This is a genomic window from Lactiplantibacillus plantarum, assembly GCF_014131735.1.
GTDB classification, from domain to species: Bacteria; Bacillota; Bacilli; order Lactobacillales; family Lactobacillaceae; genus Lactiplantibacillus; species Lactiplantibacillus plantarum.
The window spans coordinates 137789-155332 of record NZ_CP039121.1 but is presented as its reverse complement, the minus strand read 5'-3'; the positions used below and the strand labels follow the sequence as shown (position 1 = coordinate 155332).

The 17544-nt window shown below is 41.5% G+C and carries 13 protein-coding genes; 2 read left to right on the top strand and 11 right to left on the bottom strand.

From position 1 onward, the window contains the following. Positions 1-5 precede the first annotated feature (5 nt). The 4 genes from E5260_RS00650 to E5260_RS00635 all read right to left on the bottom strand — a co-directional run bounded on the left by E5260_RS00650 (position 6) and on the right by E5260_RS00635 (position 6673). Positions 6-2003 (bottom strand): beta-glucoside-specific PTS transporter subunit IIABC, encoded by a 1998-nt coding sequence (locus E5260_RS00650; protein ID WP_003643572.1) that lies wholly within the window; start codon positions 2001-2003, stop codon positions 6-8. Between the two features lie 170 nt (positions 2004-2173). Further along, positions 2174-3022, bottom strand: coding sequence for a PRD domain-containing protein (locus E5260_RS00645; RefSeq protein ID WP_003645673.1), 849 nt, complete (start codon positions 3020-3022; stop codon positions 2174-2176). A gap of 221 nt (positions 3023-3243) precedes the next feature. After that, on the bottom strand, positions 3244-5448 hold the full coding sequence (locus tag E5260_RS00640; RefSeq protein WP_025015652.1) for a glycoside hydrolase family 65 protein: 2205 nt from the start codon (positions 5446-5448) through the stop codon (positions 3244-3246). Between the two features lie 247 nt (positions 5449-5695). Continuing rightward, complete coding sequence (locus tag E5260_RS00635; RefSeq protein WP_003643574.1) at positions 5696-6673, bottom strand: LacI family DNA-binding transcriptional regulator; 978 nt, start codon at positions 6671-6673, stop codon at positions 5696-5698. Positions 6674-6842: 169 nt separating this feature from the next. Between E5260_RS00635 and E5260_RS00630 the strand changes: the two genes are divergently transcribed. Then, positions 6843-8264 (top strand): SLC45 family MFS transporter, encoded by a 1422-nt coding sequence (locus tag E5260_RS00630; protein ID WP_003642895.1) that lies wholly within the window; start codon positions 6843-6845, stop codon positions 8262-8264. A gap of 30 nt (positions 8265-8294) precedes the next feature. Continuing rightward, positions 8295-10595: a glycoside hydrolase family 31 protein gene (locus E5260_RS00625; protein WP_003642896.1), complete on the top strand. Its 2301-nt coding sequence runs from the start codon at positions 8295-8297 to the stop codon at positions 10593-10595. A gap of 91 nt (positions 10596-10686) precedes the next feature. On the opposite strand, the gene E5260_RS00620 is transcribed toward E5260_RS00625, so the two are convergent. The 7 genes from E5260_RS00620 to E5260_RS00590 all read right to left on the bottom strand — a co-directional run bounded on the left by E5260_RS00620 (position 10687) and on the right by E5260_RS00590 (position 17544). Then, the gene (locus E5260_RS00620; protein WP_003642897.1) at positions 10687-10923 is read right to left on the bottom strand and encodes a hypothetical protein; all 237 of its coding nucleotides are present in this window, start codon (positions 10921-10923) and stop codon (positions 10687-10689) included. Between the two features lie 113 nt (positions 10924-11036). Then, positions 11037-12011: a choloylglycine hydrolase gene (gene bsh / locus E5260_RS00615; RefSeq protein ID WP_003642898.1), complete on the bottom strand. Its 975-nt coding sequence runs from the start codon at positions 12009-12011 to the stop codon at positions 11037-11039. 207 nt (positions 12012-12218) lie between these two features. Continuing rightward, positions 12219-13034 (bottom strand): sugar-phosphatase, encoded by an 816-nt coding sequence (gene yidA / locus E5260_RS00610; protein WP_003643575.1) that lies wholly within the window; start codon positions 13032-13034, stop codon positions 12219-12221. 72 nt (positions 13035-13106) lie between these two features. Further along, complete coding sequence (gene tkt / locus E5260_RS00605; RefSeq protein WP_003642900.1) at positions 13107-15104, bottom strand: transketolase; 1998 nt, start codon at positions 15102-15104, stop codon at positions 13107-13109. A 29-nt stretch (positions 15105-15133) separates the two neighbouring features. Continuing rightward, entirely contained in the window at positions 15134-15787 is a 654-nt protein-coding gene (gene fsa / locus E5260_RS00600; RefSeq protein ID WP_003642901.1) for a fructose-6-phosphate aldolase, read from the bottom strand. A gap of 66 nt (positions 15788-15853) precedes the next feature. Continuing rightward, the gene (locus tag E5260_RS00595; protein WP_003642902.1) at positions 15854-17224 is read right to left on the bottom strand and encodes a PTS ascorbate transporter subunit IIC; all 1371 of its coding nucleotides are present in this window, start codon (positions 17222-17224) and stop codon (positions 15854-15856) included. A gap of 23 nt (positions 17225-17247) precedes the next feature. Beyond that, entirely contained in the window at positions 17248-17544 is a 297-nt protein-coding gene (locus E5260_RS00590) for a PTS sugar transporter subunit IIB (RefSeq protein WP_003642903.1), read from the bottom strand.

The window sequence follows — 17544 nt, the reverse complement described above, 5'->3', positions numbered from 1 at the left end:
TTTAATTAGTTTAATTGTAATAATGGTTCAGTTGCATTAACTTCCGTAGCAGCTGGAAAAGCCAGTTTAACGTCATGATAGTTCTTAGAATTAGTCACAACCATTGGCGTTGTAACGGGATACCCTGCCGCCTTAATCGCTTCAATATCAAACTTCACTAGCGGCTGACCAGCTTTGACCGTCTCGCCCTTTTGAACTAGCGTTTCAAAACCTTTGCCCTCTAATTCGACAGTATCCATTCCAATATGCATCAAGATTTCAGCACCATCTGTTGTGTTTAAACCAACGGCATGTCCAGTTGGGAACACGAGTGCTACTTCGCCGTCAGCTGGAGCGTATAAGACACCATCAGTTGGTTCGATTGCAACACCTTTGCCCATTGCACCTGATGAGAAGACCTCATCCTTAACTTCACTTAGTGGGATGATTTGGCCCGTTTCGGGGCTACTTAACTTAGTGGCCACATTGTAAGTGACGTTTGGTTCTACTTTAGTTGCTGCACCAGTTGGTGTCGTTTCTACTGAAACACCACCGGCCATGACTGGATCAGCCGTTGCCGCAGTTTCTACGACCTTAGTTTGCTTGTCATTACTATCAACACTCTTGTAACCAAATAACATTTGTAGGGCAAAACCAAGGACTGCAGCAATGGCCATCGCAATAATTAAGCCATATACAGAGCCGTCTACCCCAGTTTTAGAATTAATCGCAGCTGGGATTGAGAATAATCCCATACCGCCCATCATATACATTTTTGTACCTGCAAAACCAATAATACCGCCACCAATTGAAGCGGCCACACAACTCAGAATAAATGGGCGCTTACGTGGCAATGTTAACCCATAAATGGCAGGCTCCGTAACACCGAAAATACCGGAGATAAAGGCTGGTAAAGCAATACCGCGTGTCTTTTGATTTTTCGTTTGTAATAGAATGCCTAATACAACTCCAGTTTGGGCAAACGAAGCGGCTAATGATAATCCTAAAATAGGGTCAAAGCCTTGTGAGGCTAGGTTGGCCATCATAACAGCTACGAACCCCCAGTGAACACCAAAGATAACGAAAACTTGCCAGAAAGCACCCATCACAAGCCCAGCAACGATCGGACTGAAGTTATAGATTGCAACACATACTGTTGAAATACCATCACTTAACCAACTTGCAACTGGTCCAATAATTAAAAAGGTAATCGGCACTGCAATTAATAACGTAATAAATGGGACTAAGAACGTCTTAACTACCGTTGGCACGATTCGTTTTGCAAATGCCTGAACTTTAGATGCAAACCAAACGGCCAAGATAATTGGAATTACTGAAGAAGTATAGCTCATCATCACAACCGGAATACCTAAGAAAGTCGCGTGAATCTGTGATTCAAAGATACTACCACTGAACAACGTGCTTAATACTGTCTTACTGCTGTTCAAAGCGACAATACTTGGATAGCAAAGCGCCATCCCAATCGCCATTCCGACAAATTGATCAACATGAAACTTTTTGGCTGCTGTCAATCCCAAAACAATTGGTAGGAAATAGAAGAAACCATCACCGATCGAGTAGAGAATCTTGTATGTTCCTGAATTCTCTGACAACCAATTGAACGCGACAAACATCGCAACGAACCCTTTGATCATCCCAGCCGCACATAAAACACCTAACATCGGCGTAAAAATACCAGAAATCAAATCGATGAACCGGTCAAAGATACTCATCTTTTCCCCGTCTTCATAATCATCAGGTACACTACCACCATCGGCAAAACCACCGACGCGAATGAGCGTTTCATAAACGTCTGCAACTTCATTTCCAATGACTACTTGGTACTGACCACCGGACTGAACAACTGTAATAACACCATCTGTATCTTTTAATTCATCAGTATGGGTAGCGTTTTCATCTTTGAGCTTAAACCGCAACCGGGTTGTGCAGTGAACCACGCTCTTAACATTATCCTTACCGCCAACTCCGGCGATAATCTTTTTACTTAAATCTTCATAAGCCATCATTGTTCCTCCTCATTTATCTATAAATCAATAATTGCAATTTGAGTAAACAAAAACCCAAATGTCCTTTCTTCAAACCACGCCACTAGGGCCCTAGTGACTGCTGCTCTCAAGAAAAGATATTTGGGTTAATGCCTGCATAACCAGTAACACACCGTTAATAATCTTATTTATTCACTTTTTTGTCGGTGGGTGACGCGCCAGATGTGAAGGGTCAAATAGACTTTGTCATCCGGCTCTAGTCGCCAGCCAGCCTTACTTTGTAAAAATGTATCGATCCGTTCCACTGTTGCATAGGCATGCGCATATTTTACTTGCATCAACTGCAGTAATGACTGATCTAATTCACTGCCAGTTCCATTACTGCGGCTAACGCGTTGCACCATTAGCGCACGTAAATGCGCAATGAAACGATTGTAATTGAAGGACTCTGGGTCCAGATGCATCTGGTATTGATATTGCACGATATCAATGATGCCACTGATCAATTTCGTGATTTTAATCGTTTCCTGCAACTTGGAACCATCTGAACCAGCATTGATGAAATGATAAGTCATAAAAACCACTTCACTTTTAGGAAGGATCACGTCCGCCGTCACATTAATTAAATCGACCGCTTGACTGGCTGCGTGAAACTCCTTAGGAAACAATTTTTTAACTTCCCAACGGACTGTGCCGTTATCGACATCGATTCCATCATTGGCTCGCTTCAACGCAAAGTCAATGTGGTCTGCAAGCACAAAGTACTGATAATCACTAAAACTGACCTTCAACAGCGGCTCCACTAGGTGAACCACCTTTGTTGTAATCACAAACGATTGGGGTTTTAAATCTTGAAAAGCGTCAATATCAACATTCTGTTTCAAAGTTGCCACAAAACGCCGCTGAATTTTCTGATCATCAATCTGATCACCCTGATGCTTACCAAAACCTACGCCATTACCAATTACAATCCATTCAACATCCTGATCGTCCACCACTAAAGCGGCATTATTATTGAAGTTCTTTAGAAATTTCACCACTCACGCCTCCTGGATTTTCAAACAAAAAACCTACTTAAAGAGTATCACATCTCACTGAAGAGACTGTGAATACAGATATGAGTAGGTTTATGCCTGATCGAATCAGTAACACGCTTTAATTTATGTTATTTATACTAGCAACAATTGTAAGCGGTGTCAACCGCATGTGAATATTTTTTTGTCATACTTCCATCTGGTCAATTCGCTATAATCCTTCATCATTCGCTACGGGCACCTTGCAATACATCATATTCTTTTCCAGCCACTACCACTACTAACGGTAAGCCAGTGACAAGCTTAACTTGCGTTTTATCTTGATATAGTTGAACTTCTAGCACTCGACCACGAAAACGCAACCGATAACTAAGATGCGTTATCTGAGTTGGTAAATGATTGGTAATGTGTAACTTACCGTCAGCGACATACATCCCAGCAAATCCATACGTTAATCCCAACCAACTGCCGCCCAGATTTGCTTCATGAAGCCCATCTTTGGCATTGCCTTGTAGATCAACCAAATCCATTAACGATGTATCCATATAATAACTGAACGCCTTATCATGATCACCTAGTCGGCTCGCCAAAATACTGAAAATCGATCGTGATAAAGAGGAATCATGCGTCGTAATTGGTTCATAGTACTCGTAATCTCGCCGCAATTGTTCCAGTGATTGATCTTCTGGAAACAACATTTCCGCTAATAACGTATCTGCCTGCTTGTTGACCCGGTGACGATAAATCATGAGCGGGTGATAATGTAACAACAATGGATATTGCGTTGCCGCCGTCGTCGCAAAAGGCCATACCGGCATCTTTGGTGAATTATCATCTTGTGCAGTGACTTGTTGTTCTTGATCATACGGTAGGTACATGTTCGTACTTGCCTTTGTGAACTGTGCTTGCTCATCAGCATCGCCGTCAATATAATGATTTTCAAGTAACCAAGCTGCAAAAGCCATATTTTCCTTAGCCATCCGATTCGTGTAGTAATTATTATCTACCAAGGCGGTATATTCATCCGGCCCCGTCACCTTGTATAAGCAGAATTGCGACCGGCCATCACGCTGTTGCCAGCTACCAAACTGCAACCAGAAACGTGCGGTTTCCAGGACAACTGCTGCACCTTGTTCTCGCAAGAAGTTCTGATCATTAGTGACATCAAAATATAACTTAACCGTATGCGCAATGTCCGCATTGATGTGATATTGCGCAGTGCCAGCAGGAAAATAGGCACTTGCTTCTTCACCATTAATCGTTCGCCATGCGTACAATGCGCCCCGTGTCACACCCAAGCTCCGCGCCCGCTCTCGAGCTTGCGGCAAGATACTAAACCGATAATGTAACAGTTGCTTGGCAATTTGTGGCTGCGTATAAATGAAGAACGGTAACATATACATCTCGGTATCCCAGAAATAATGGCCCTCATAGCCCGGTCCAGTAATCCCTTTAGCTGCAATGTTCGTTAACCCGTTACGACCAGCTGATTGAAATAACTGGAACAAGTTATATTGAATCCCAGTTTGTAACTTTTTATCACTAATTTGCACTTGCGACTGTTGCCAAAAGTCCGTTAAAATCTGCCGATTACGAGCCACAATATCGTTGGTCCAACCCGTTATCTTATCCGGCAGCGCTTGATTAATTTCACTGATTTGACGCGTAAACGACCAGCTCAGCGTTGTCTGTGCTTCGATGGTACCACTGCCATGAAAACCGGCATGATCGCCATATACTTCAAAGCCTGTCGGAAAGCTGGTCAACCAATCCCGTTGCGTTATTTGTTGGTGTGTTGAAGCTACCAACGTCTGCCACTCTATTTGCTGCTGACGATCAGCTGGTATAAATTGGTTGGTTAACCCAGATTGTCGTTGCGCCACTCGCGGATCGTCCGCGTCCGCCGTCGTCGCAGTTACATCATGAATAATCGGCCGCGTGAACCGCAACGTCCCCGTATAATCAAGCGAAGTCAGTTCGTAGTTCAAGAATAGTTGATGCGAATTATCCAACGCAATCATTGATTTAACGACCAGTTCAAAATGATGGTGGTCGGAGGTAACAATCTGAAACTTTTCCGTTAGTACGCCCGTATCAAAATCAAGCACGGCATCGTCGACCGTCATATCCCAGTCACCAGGAATCTCAGAACTTGTCTTCTCAGTTGCAAAGTCTAAGTACCGCGGGCTTGTTAATGAAATAATCGTTTGATGATTTTTCGCATATCCATAGGCACTTTCTCCATATGTGATTGGATTCGTCGCATAATAGCCATTGATGAGCATCACTGGTAGTGTTGCTTGTTGATTACCTGTAAACGGTACTGAGTCCCGAACACCCATGTGACCATCACCCAAGGCAAAAATCGTCTCCAGATACTGCCGATTCGTCGTTGCCACATCTTTTAATGTTAACTTATCAATTTGCATAGTCTCCCCCACTTTCGACTTCATTTGCTGTAGTATAGCATCCGAAATAAAGCGGTTTCATCGATTTGAGAATCACTTTGCTGCTTTTCGCATAAAACAATCGCTTAGTACCGACAATATACTAACGTTAATGAGAACGTATTTAAAGTGACGGAATAATCTCGTTGTAACCAAAAAGCTTCGCTGACCTGACAATCAAGTTCTCGATTATCAGGTCAGCGAAGCTGAAATTATTTCTCAGTACGCTTTATATAGTTGCAACACTCTCACGTTCAACCAATGTGACTGGGACTAACCGCGTGGCAGATTTGCCAACCAAACAATTAACACTTTCAATACCAATCTGGACAAAATTCTGGGTAACACTTGTCAACGCAGGAGTCGCAATATCGCAGATGAGCGTTCCATCAATGCTGACAACAGAAAGCGCCCCAGGTAGCTTCACATTACTCTCCTGAGCAGCCTTTTGTAGTCCGGCCGCCGTCATATCACTAGCTGCAACAACCCCAGTAATGCCCAGCTCTTGATAAGCATTAAAAACATTATAACCAGCCTGATAACTATAATCTCCGGGTTGCACCCATTCAGCTTGCCCATGAATCGAATAATTTTTTAACGCCGCTTGATACCCAGCAAGCCGTTGACTACCTGTATGATAATGGTCGATTCCGGCTAGGCCAATTGTCCGATGACCATGCGAAATTAAATACTTTGTCGCCAAATAGGCCGCCTGATAATTGTCAGAGCTAACGGATTTGACGCGTTCATCTGCTAGATTGATCGAAACAAAACAAAACGGTGTCTTTGATTCTGTTAATAATTGTAAGTCTGCTTTATCTGGTTCAATCGCCATTAACAAAATACCTGAAACAGTACGTTCCAAGGCGGTCACAATTGCTTGATGTTGTAACTCGGTATTCCGATTACCAGCATATAGAATAATAACCTGTAACCCGATCTCAGTCGCGCGCTGTTGAATACCATCAATAATTCCACTTGAAAAATTCGTCGGCGTGACGTTGACAATAACGGCAATCACGTCCGTCTTCTTTTTAACCAATTCCATGGCTAGTGTATTCTTCCGATAGCCGAGATCCTTAGCAACTTTTAAAATACGCTCCTGAGTCTTGTCGCTATATGTACCCTGTTTTTTCGCCAACACTCGTGACACTGTAGCAATTGAAAAGCCAGTTTTAGCGGCAATATCTTTGATTGTTGGCTTCATTTTTCCAGCTCCCCTCCGATTTAAATTAATTATAGCGCTAAAAGCCGGTAAAATCATTGTCAAAAGCGTAAACGTTTACTTTATTATTAAATCGGTATTGTAAACGTTTACGCCAAGTGCTAGTATTGCCCTGTTGAAAAGTGATTAACTTTTAAGGAGATGGATTCTCATGAACCAACCTGCAGTACACCCGAATAAACCAATCGCTGATGTTTCCAGTAAGCCTAAGACATCCACTATTGCTAATTCGCTGCCCAACCTCCCATTAAAAACCATCTTTGCAATTACCTTTGGTTTTTGTGGGGTTAATATGGCCTTCTCATTACAATCATCACAGATGAGTCGGATTTTCCAAACCATTGGCGCTGATCCGACCAAACTAGGACTCTTCTTCATTCTGCCACCATTGGCTGGATTATTCGTCCAACCACTAGTCGGTAAATACTCTGATCGAACTTGGACGCGCTTTGGTCGTAGAATGCCCTACTTACTATTCAGCGCACCATTAGCGGCGTTGGTCATGGTGTTATTACCAAATGCTGGTTCATTCGGCTTTGGCTACGCTTCAACTGCTGCATTACTATTTGGTGCTATTGCTATTTTATTTATGGATTTATCAAGTAATGTTTGCATGCAACCATTCCGCATGATTATTGGAGATATGGTTAATGAAAATCAGAAGGACAAAGCATGGTCTTGGCAACAAGCTTTCAGTAACCTAGGAGGCGTACTTGCTACTATTCTACCGTTCGTCCTAACTTACTTTGGTGTTGCAAACACGGCGCAAAAAGGCGTTGTCCCTCTTTCTGTAAGAATTGCGTTTTATATTGGTGCCATTATTTTATTAGGCATCTCAGCATATACTATTCATACGGTTAAGGAATATGATCCTGACACGTACGCACTTTATCATCATATCGATCCTGAACAACATAAGCACACCAAACCTATTTGGCAATTAGTAAAAGAAGCCCCGAAAGCTTTCTGGGAAGTTGCCCTCGTTCAACTATTTGCCTGGATTGGTATTCAATATATGTGGACTTATACTACTGGTGCTATCGCCGAAAACGTTTGGCACACAACTAATGCTGCTTCGGCTGGCTATCAAGCTGCCGGTAATTGGTATGGAATCTTGACCTTCATTCAATCAATGGCCGCCGTTCTATATGGTTTCTTAGTTCTTTCACGGACTAATCCATACAAGCGAAAGTTTTGGTATCGCTTTGGCTTAGCTAGCTTCGCAGTTGGCCTCGTTTGGGTATTCTTCATTCACAACCAGTACCTATTAATTGCCCCATTCTGTTTAATCGGTATCGGCTTCTTTACGGTGCATGTCGAGCCCTTTAATATCTTTACTTCTTCACTAGATGGTGCCAATGAAGGCTCATATATTGGAATTTTTAACGGTACGATTTGCTTGCCACAAATTCTCGCATCCGTTGCCAGCTTTATGGTCTTTAAATTCGTTGGTAATTCGATGCCTGGAATGATGCTTATTGCTGGTATCTCAATGTTCATCGCAGTACTTGCCATTAGTATTATTAAGCAAGACAAGCCTCAAGAAGATTTGTCAGAGAATCCAACTAAATAAAAGTCATTTTACTAAGGAGTGTTTTTTAATATGAGTGCATTACCAAGTTACACACAGAACGGCCAAACGATCACGTTTGCTTTCGCCCAACCATTACAATTAACTATTGTTACGTCGGAAATCATCCGCGTCTTTATTAATCGCGGTGAGCAAGGTGAATCCTATGCAATTGAGGGTCATAAAATTCAGGCGACTGATTTCACTATTGAAAGTGCTGGTGATCATTACATTATCCGGACATCAGCTTTAACGATTCACCTCGATTCCGAACGGCATCTTGATACCTTTGATAAAGATGGCAATGCCTTGATTACCGATTATCGTGGCGAACGCATTCACTTGAAAGGCGTCGACAAAGTCCATGAACGATTAGTTGAGGCAGAAGGCCATTCAGTGACTAAGGCACCTACTAAATCTGATCAAGGTTACTACGAAATCATTAAATCGCTAGCACCTGATGAATATCTTTATGGACTTGGTGACAAGACCGGATATCTGAACAAACGTGGTTTTGCCTATGATAATTGGAACGTTGATAACCCCGCTCCCCAGCTGGAGATCCTACCTAATATTTACAAGTCAATCCCAGTGATGTTGGGGCTAAAAAATGGACATCCTTACGGTATCTTCTTCGACAATACCTACCAGAGCCATTTAGATATGGGTAAGGAAAGCAACCATTACTACTTTTATTCAGCTGTCCAAGGTAACCTCGACTACTACATTATTGGTGGTACCACGTTAAAAGACATTGTCACCAATTACACCTACTTAACTGGTCGAACGCCACTACCTCAAAAGTGGACGCTCGGTTACCAACAATCACGGTGGGGTTACAGTGCTAGTCAAGAAGAAGTGCAAGCAATTGCAGATAACCTTGCAAAGTACGACTTACCATGCGATGCGATTCACTTTGACGTCGATTACATGGATGGTTATCGGGTCTTCACCTGGGACAAGGATAAATACCAGGGTAATCCCAAGAAGTTTATTACCAAGTTGAACCAACAGGGTCTCAAGGTCATCCCAATCATCGATCCCGGTGTTAAACAAGATTCTGACTATCACATTTATGCCGAGGGTCTTAAAAAAGGCTATTTCGTTAAATCTGCTGACGGTGATGTCTATATTAACAAAGTATGGCCAGGTAACGCTGCTTTTCCAGACTTCGGTCGTCCAGAAGTTCGTCAGTGGTGGGCTAACAACGGTAAATTTTTAACTGATTTAGGTGTCGCTGGTATTTGGATCGATATGAACGAACCCGCTACGTTCGAAGGTCCGATTCCAGATGACGTGGTCTTTAATGATCAAGACACGCCTTCAACACATAAGAAGATGCATAACGTTTATGGCCATAATATGGCTAAAGCAACCTATGCTGGACTAAAAGAGCAAACTGGCAACCGACCATTTGTCATCACACGGGCAGCTTACGCCGGAACTCAGAAATACTCGACTGTTTGGACCGGTGACAACCGCAGTATGTGGCCACATATCCAAATGATGATCCCACAACTCTGCAATCTAGGATTAAGTGGCTTTAGTTTTACTGGAACTGACATTGGTGGCTTTGCCTCAGACACGACATCTGAATTACTGACACGGTGGATTGAAGGGGCAATTTTCAGTCCACTGTTACGGAACCATGCAGCATTAGGGACTCGCCAACAAGAACCATGGGCATTTGGCGAGCCAACGTTAAACATTTATCGCAAGTATCTCAAATTGCGTTATCGTCTGATTCCTTATCTATACGATTTATTTGCTAAGGAAACCAAAACTGGCTTACCAATCATGCGTCCCGTTGTCTTAAACTACGATCAGGACCCTCGTGTACGCGACTTGAATGACGAATACATGGTTGGTGACGACATACTAGTTGCCCCCGTTGTTCAAAAATCTCAATTTAAGCGGTTAGTTTATTTACCAGCTGGGAACTGGGTTGATTTTTGGAACGGTGCTGAGTATGCCGGTAATCAGGATATTGTAGTCGATACCCCACTCGATAAACTACCATTATTTGTAAAACAAAACACCATTTTGCCATGGGGACCCGCTGTTAGCCACATTAGCGATGAACCGTTGAAAGCGATGACGTTTAGAGTATTTGGTACTCAAGGGACCTACCAACACTATCAAGATAATGGACGTGACTTTAAGTATCAGTCAGGTGAATGGAACAATTACACAATTACCGTTGATCATAACAAGGTTAATGTGCAACTCACTCATCACGGTTATCAACCAGTTTATCAGCAGATCACAGTTGAATTGTCTGATCATGTTGTTAAACTCACTTACGATAATGACAGTAGCTGTTATCGAGAATAGTAGCTTAATATTTTAATCCTTAACTTTAATAAACACCTTAGGATACCAATCACTCCTAAGGTGTTTATTATTTCAATTACTATTGGATATATTAACGTGCTCTTTTCCTAAATAAACTTGTCATTAATATCTTAATGTCTATCCAGTCGCTCAAATTAATCCCCTTATTCAAAACATGATCATATAAAATTTGGTAAAAATGTATTTTAGTAGGTGTTTCAAGCATCTCATAACTATTATGTTTTCTATCAATTAAACCCAACTTACCATCGAGCTTAACATGATAACTTATATCATCTAGTGTCATATTAACAGCAATGCCAGCCATTGGAACTTACTCTGAAAACAGTGATACATAAAAGAGGAAATCAACTGATTAACAAACTGATTAACAAACTGATTTCCTCTTTTAAATAATTTTAACTATTACAGTAGTGGCTTTTAGTTAACTGCATAGTACTGTGCTTCTGATCGTAATGGATAAGAAATTAATTCAGTCGTATCCAAGTGCTCATGGCTTAAATTGACACTGTTAATTTGACTATTGTTATAAGTTCTATAGTAATAAACTCCCTTGTCCATATCACAACAAGAAGAATAGATTGTATATTCGTACTTTCCTTTAGTGACTTCACAAAGCCCTTTTTGTTGTTCTACAGACCCTAGTATATGGAAAAACTGACTAACACTGCCAGTCTCTGTCTGCATCGGCAACGAGTTTAATTTAGTAAAAGCGGCTCTAACAAATCTAGACATTGAGGACAAGTCTCCAGGTAATCCTAGTCCGCCCATTCCTCTACTATAACTATCTAAATCCACTTTTTCTGAAAAACTATTTTGGGGCGTGCTATTTGATAACGCACGATAGTTGTTCAAATTAAATAATTGGTAGTCAAAATTAGGATTGTTTGTTAACACACCTACTGGATTGTCGTAAATTTTTAGTCCTTCTTTAACACTTTCAATAACTATCGATTCCTGTTTATCAGCAACCAACCAATGTAGCGGTGATAATGGTAATTGTTCACTAAAATTAATATTAATCAAGTTTAGTTTTTGTATGTTCTTTTTCACTTCTCTAACACTTGAAAATTGTCCCAATAACCAAGGAATTAATTCAAATGGTGTGATATTAACTTTATCAGCATCATATTTTTTATAATCAGCATAACCTGCAAAATTCAATCCCGCAATACACAATCCTTTTTCATTCATCGCATCGTAGTAAAGTGGGTAGCTTTCTACATCAGCAGTAATTCCAATTATTGCATAATGGTGATCTAAGTTCTCCACCTTACGAAATACTAGTGGATATTTTCTAGGCGTAATCGTAACCATTTCATTGTATGAAATTTCATAATCGAAATTTCTACCGAAGTAATTATTATAAGATTGATAAGTTATGGCAGTACACATAACTAGTAATCCTCCTCGAAAATAATATTTAGATTTGATAAGCCAATAAGCTTACATCTTTTTAGTATAATATCATTGCTGAAAAAATAAAGTTTTTTTCATGAAATCATCTCTAAAATAATTTAATCTATTCCAAACACTTTAAGAGTCAATAATCAATTGTAACCCTTATAGCCGATATAACAATGCTGTTATACCTACTTATCCTTATCTCGTGATTGCTTCAATAGCCTTTGCAACCCCATCATGTTCATTATCGACAGTTATTTCATCAGCCACTTGCTTCACTTCAGGAATAGCGTTGCCCATCGCTACTCCATGTCCTGCAAACTTAATCATGCTCAAATCATTAGCTTCATCACCAATTGCCATCACGTTGGCAGCAGTCAAACTTAACTTTTCACAGAGTACTTGCAAAGCGTTGCCCTTACTAACACCATTAGTGTTGGCCTCGTAATAAAATGGTGCACTTTTCGTGAAAGTAACCTGCTTTTTCAACGGTTCAAATAGTTTTTGCTGTTTAATGGCGGCGTCTAAAACTTCAGGTTCATCAACATACATCGATTTAATCAGTTTAATATTCCGCATCTCTTCTGGCGTCCGATATGAGATACCCATTGAAACGAGATTAGCTTCATAGAGTGTATAATCACCAATATTACGGTCGGCCGTATACAGCCGATCCTCAGATACCGCGTGAAAATGCAAGCGTAACTTACGTGCTAGGGCTTCCAAGTCAATATAATCTTCATAACTAATCGGTCGTTCATCAATCAGTTCGCCACTAGTTGTGTAGGTTGCAGCACCGCCAAAACAAACAACGTATTGATCATCTTGAGCATCGAGTTCCAACTCCTGCAACAATGCTTTAACACCTGTTAATGGCCGTCCCGTGCAGATAACCACTTTAATCTTCTTTTCCTTCGCCATTTTAATCGCTTGCTTGACTCGCAATGTCACCTGCTTTTTTGAATTAACTAGTGTGCCATCGATATCAATCGCAATCATCTTAATATTTTCCATCATAGCCATCCTCATTCTTTATCGAACACGAAATAGAAACCGAGCAACGCCCCGTTTCTATTTCTTCAATAATTATTTTAATTTCAGATAAGTATTCACAACATTAGTTACATTAAAGCCATACTTATCAAGTACCAAGTCACCAGGTGCCGAAGTGCCGAAGCGATCCACACCGATCTTAGCACCATGATCGCCAGCATACTGATCCCAGCCAAATGTTGATCCAGCTTCAATTGTCACCCTTCTTGTGACCGCGCTCGGAAGCACACTAGCGCGATATTCTGGTGATTGTTGCGCAAACCGATCAAAACTCGGAATTGAAACGACCGCGACATCTTGATTATGCTTTGCTAACTGGGCTTTGGCCTCCAATGCTAAGTTAACTTCAGAACCAGTCGCAATTAGTAAACCATCTGGTATTTCTTTTTGAGCAGCACTGACCACATAGCCACCCTTTTCAACGCCAGCAAAGGCCGTATCAACTGATACAGGTAAAGTCTTCAAGGCTTGTCGACTCAATACCAGAACGGTTGGTTTATCAGTTGTTTTCAGTGCTTGCTCCCACGCAGCTGAAGTCTCATTACCATCAGCTGGCCGAATCACTTGTACGTTCGGCATGCATCGTAAACTAGCTAATTGTTCAATCGGTTCGTGGGTCGGCCCATCCTCGCCGACCGCAATTGAATCATGCGTTAAGACGTAGATAACCGGTGCGTGTTGCAGTGCGGACAACCGGACTGCCGCACGTAAGTAATCAGTGAAGACAAAGAATGTTCCCCCGAATACCCGAGTGCCGCCATGTAATACAATTCCGTTCATCGCAGCCGCCATGCCAAATTCACGTACGCCGAACCAAATATTACGACCATCGTAGGATTCTGGTTGAAAGTCTGATGTTTCCGCAATCATTGTTTTGTTCGAACTCGACAAATCGGCTGCGCCACCCCATAAGCTAGGTATTACTTTGGCAGCAGTGTTAATCGCCTTAGCGCTTGCCGCCCGACTAGCCAATGCATCTGTTAATTGATAGTGTGGTAAAGTAGATTTCAAGTCATCAGAAAATTGTCCGTTGAACGCTTGCTTAAAAGACTGCGCCTGATCTGGATACTTCGCCTCATATTCTTCAAATAGCCGTTTCCATTGCTGCTCAGCACGCGCACCATTTTCCTGAATAGTTACTTCAAACCGGTCTGAAACAGCTAACGGCACTTCAAAATCCGAGTAATTCCAGCCATATACTTTTTCAGCTGCTTTAATGCCATCCGCACCAATTGGGTTACCATGAACAGCATTAGTCCCTTGTTTAGGTGCGCCATAACCAATCACCGTTTTCACTTCAATCAAAGAAGGACGATCAGTTGTCTTTTTTGCAAGTTCGATTGCCGCGTCAATTGCATCAAGATCATTCCCATCTTCAACCACCAGATGCTGCCAGCCATAAGCAGTGAACCTGTCACCAACATTTTCAGTAAACGCTTGCGACGTCTTACCATCTAATGAAATGCCGTTCGAATCGTAAAGTGCAATTAACTTTCCCAGCTTAAGATGCCCAGCTAGTGAGCCAGCTTCGTGCGAAATTCCTTCCATTAAGTCGCCATCACCGACAATTGTATAAGTGTAATGATCAACAATTGGAAAATTAGGTCGGTTATATTGGGCAGCTAGATGTGCCTCCGCCATTGCCATTCCAACGGCCATACCGAATCCTTGTCCCAACGGACCAGTAGTTACTTCAACGCCATCGGTATGTCCATACTCTGGATGCCCCGGAGTCCGACTGTCCCACTGCCGAAAATGCTTGAGATCATCAATCGAAACATCATACCCGGCTAAATGTAACAGGCTATATAACATAGCTGAACCATGCCCCGCAGATAGAATAAATCGATCACGATTGACCCAATTCATGTGAGTCTTGGGATTAATATTTAAATGCTTCGTCCATAGTACGTAAGCCATTGGTGCAGCTCCCATTGGTAGTCCTGGATGCCCCGAGTTAGCTTTCTGAATCGCTTCAATACTAAGTGTACGAATCGTGTTAACACCTAATTCATCAACTTTATCAAACATTCCACTTACCTCCTAAGCCGTCATTGCAACTATTTCTGTGCCGCCTGAAATGCTTTCCAATCCGAAGCAAAACTGGCTAAGCCCTTATCAGTCAGTGGATGAGACCATAATTTACCGAATACTGTGGCCGGAATTGTGGCAATATCAGCACCAGCCAACGCAGCTTCTTGAACATGTTGTGGCCCTCGAACACTGGCAGCGATAATTTCCGTCTTGAATCCATAAGTATCTAAAACTTGGCGCAAATCCTTAACTAGCTGAATTCCACTGCCACCAATATCATCAAGACGTCCTAAGAATGGTGAAATATAAGTAGCACCAGCCTTTGCCGCTAATAAGCCTTGCGAAACTGAGAATACAAGGGTCACATTCGTCTTAATTCCTTCTTCACTCAGCACCTTGACTGCTTTTAAGCCTTCTTCCGTCATCGGAATCTTCACCACAATATTTGAAGCCCACTTAACTTCGTTACGAGCCTGGGCAATCATCTCTTCGGCCTTGGTTGCCGTTACCTCAGCGGACACTGGACCTGATACAATCTGCGTAATTTCTTTGATAACGGTTTCAAAATCACGACCTTCACGTGACACCAACGTTGGATTTGTTGTTACCCCATCTACTAAACCAAGTTCCGCGAAATGTTTAATATCTTCAGTATTCGCAGTATCTAAGAAAAATTTCATGATTAGATTTATCTCCTTTATTATTAGTTTTCATAAATTATTGAAAGTAGTACTCATAATTACTGATTACTTAGTTCCATCAGTCATACGTTTAGCACGCCGGGTAAGAAAAATACTGCAAAGAATCACAATAATTGTAAACAAGATAATTCCTGTAATAACTGCTACACTTCCGTAACTCCCTAATTTTCCTAACAAGATTCCTGGAACCAAATAGTCGGTATCTGCAAACGTTGAAGCTGCTAATTTCAAGCTTCCCAAAACTGGTAAAATAAACAATGGCAACCAACTAATCAACAAACTATTTACTGTAGCGCCAATGATTGCACCACGCCGACCACCAGTAGAATTACCATAAATTGCTGCTGCAGCACCACAGAAGAAGTGCCCCACTACACCTGGAATAATAACAGTAGTTCCTAGCGCAATCATGATAAACATACTTAGCGTCCCAACAATGAAACTGACAAAGAATCCTAATAAAACTGCATTTGGTGCGTATGGGAAAATAATTGGAACGTCTAATGCAGGCTTAGAATTAGGAACCAACTTGGTCGCAATACCTTGAAAAGCTGGCACAATTTCGGCCAAAATCATCCGAACACCTTGTAAAACAACCACGAAACCGGCAGCAAATGTTCCTGCTTGTACTAATGCATAAACAATATAATTAGTCCCACCACTCAATTTCGATTCAATGTAAGCTGGACCTGTCACAATCGCCAAAATAATGTAGACAATACTCATCAAAATCGTAATTGAAACTGTCGAATCACGCAGAAAGCCCAAACTCTTAGGGATTTCTAGATCCTCTGTAGACTTTTCTGCATTACCAAACCATTTACCCATCAATCCTGAGAGCGCATAGCCAATGTTACCCGTGTGTCCCATAGCAACATCATCGCCACCCGTGATTTTACGCATAAATGGTTGTGTCAATGCTGGTGTTACCGTTAATAATGTCCCTTCAAATAGACCACCAAGTACAATCGTTTGCCAACCCGTGCCAATGTTAGCGCTTACCAATATAACTGCAGTTAAACAAGAAACATATAACATTGCTTGCCCTGTCAAGAAGATATACTTAAAGCGAGTAAAACGAGCTAATAAAATATTAACAATCATCCCAACTAACATAATTAGTGCTGTTGTTGAGCCGTATTTAACCAGGGCAATTGCAACAACTGCTTCATTACTAGGAACAACTCCTTGCACATGTAACGCAAACTTAAACATGGAAGCAAAGGGTGACAATGCATTTTGAAGAATTCCGGCACCACCAGTTAAGACTAAGAAACCGGCAAAGGTCTTAATAGTTCCTTGAACAACTTCCGTACTTTTCTTTTTTTGAAGTAGTAGCCCTAACATCGCAATTAGCGCTACTAAAATAGACGGTTGGGTCACAATACCAACAAATAAGTTCAAAACAGTCTTCATGTGATTCTCCTCCTTTTCAGCGGCTAATCATGTTCAATATTTTCTTGATCCAGAATTGTATTGACATGGTTCCGGACTTCTTGCTTATCAATCAAGCTTTTTAGTAACACAACCTTATTCTCAGGAATACTTCCTAATGCACTTTGAAGCGTTGATTCAACAAAGAAGTAATCTGCTGAATCAGCGCCAACGCTCCCAACATCAGAATGATCCACTTGGATATCTTCTTTAACATTCTCGTCCTTTAAAATACTCTGAATGTTCATCTGAACCATAAAACTACTTCCCAGACCACTTTGACATACAGCTAAAAATTTCAT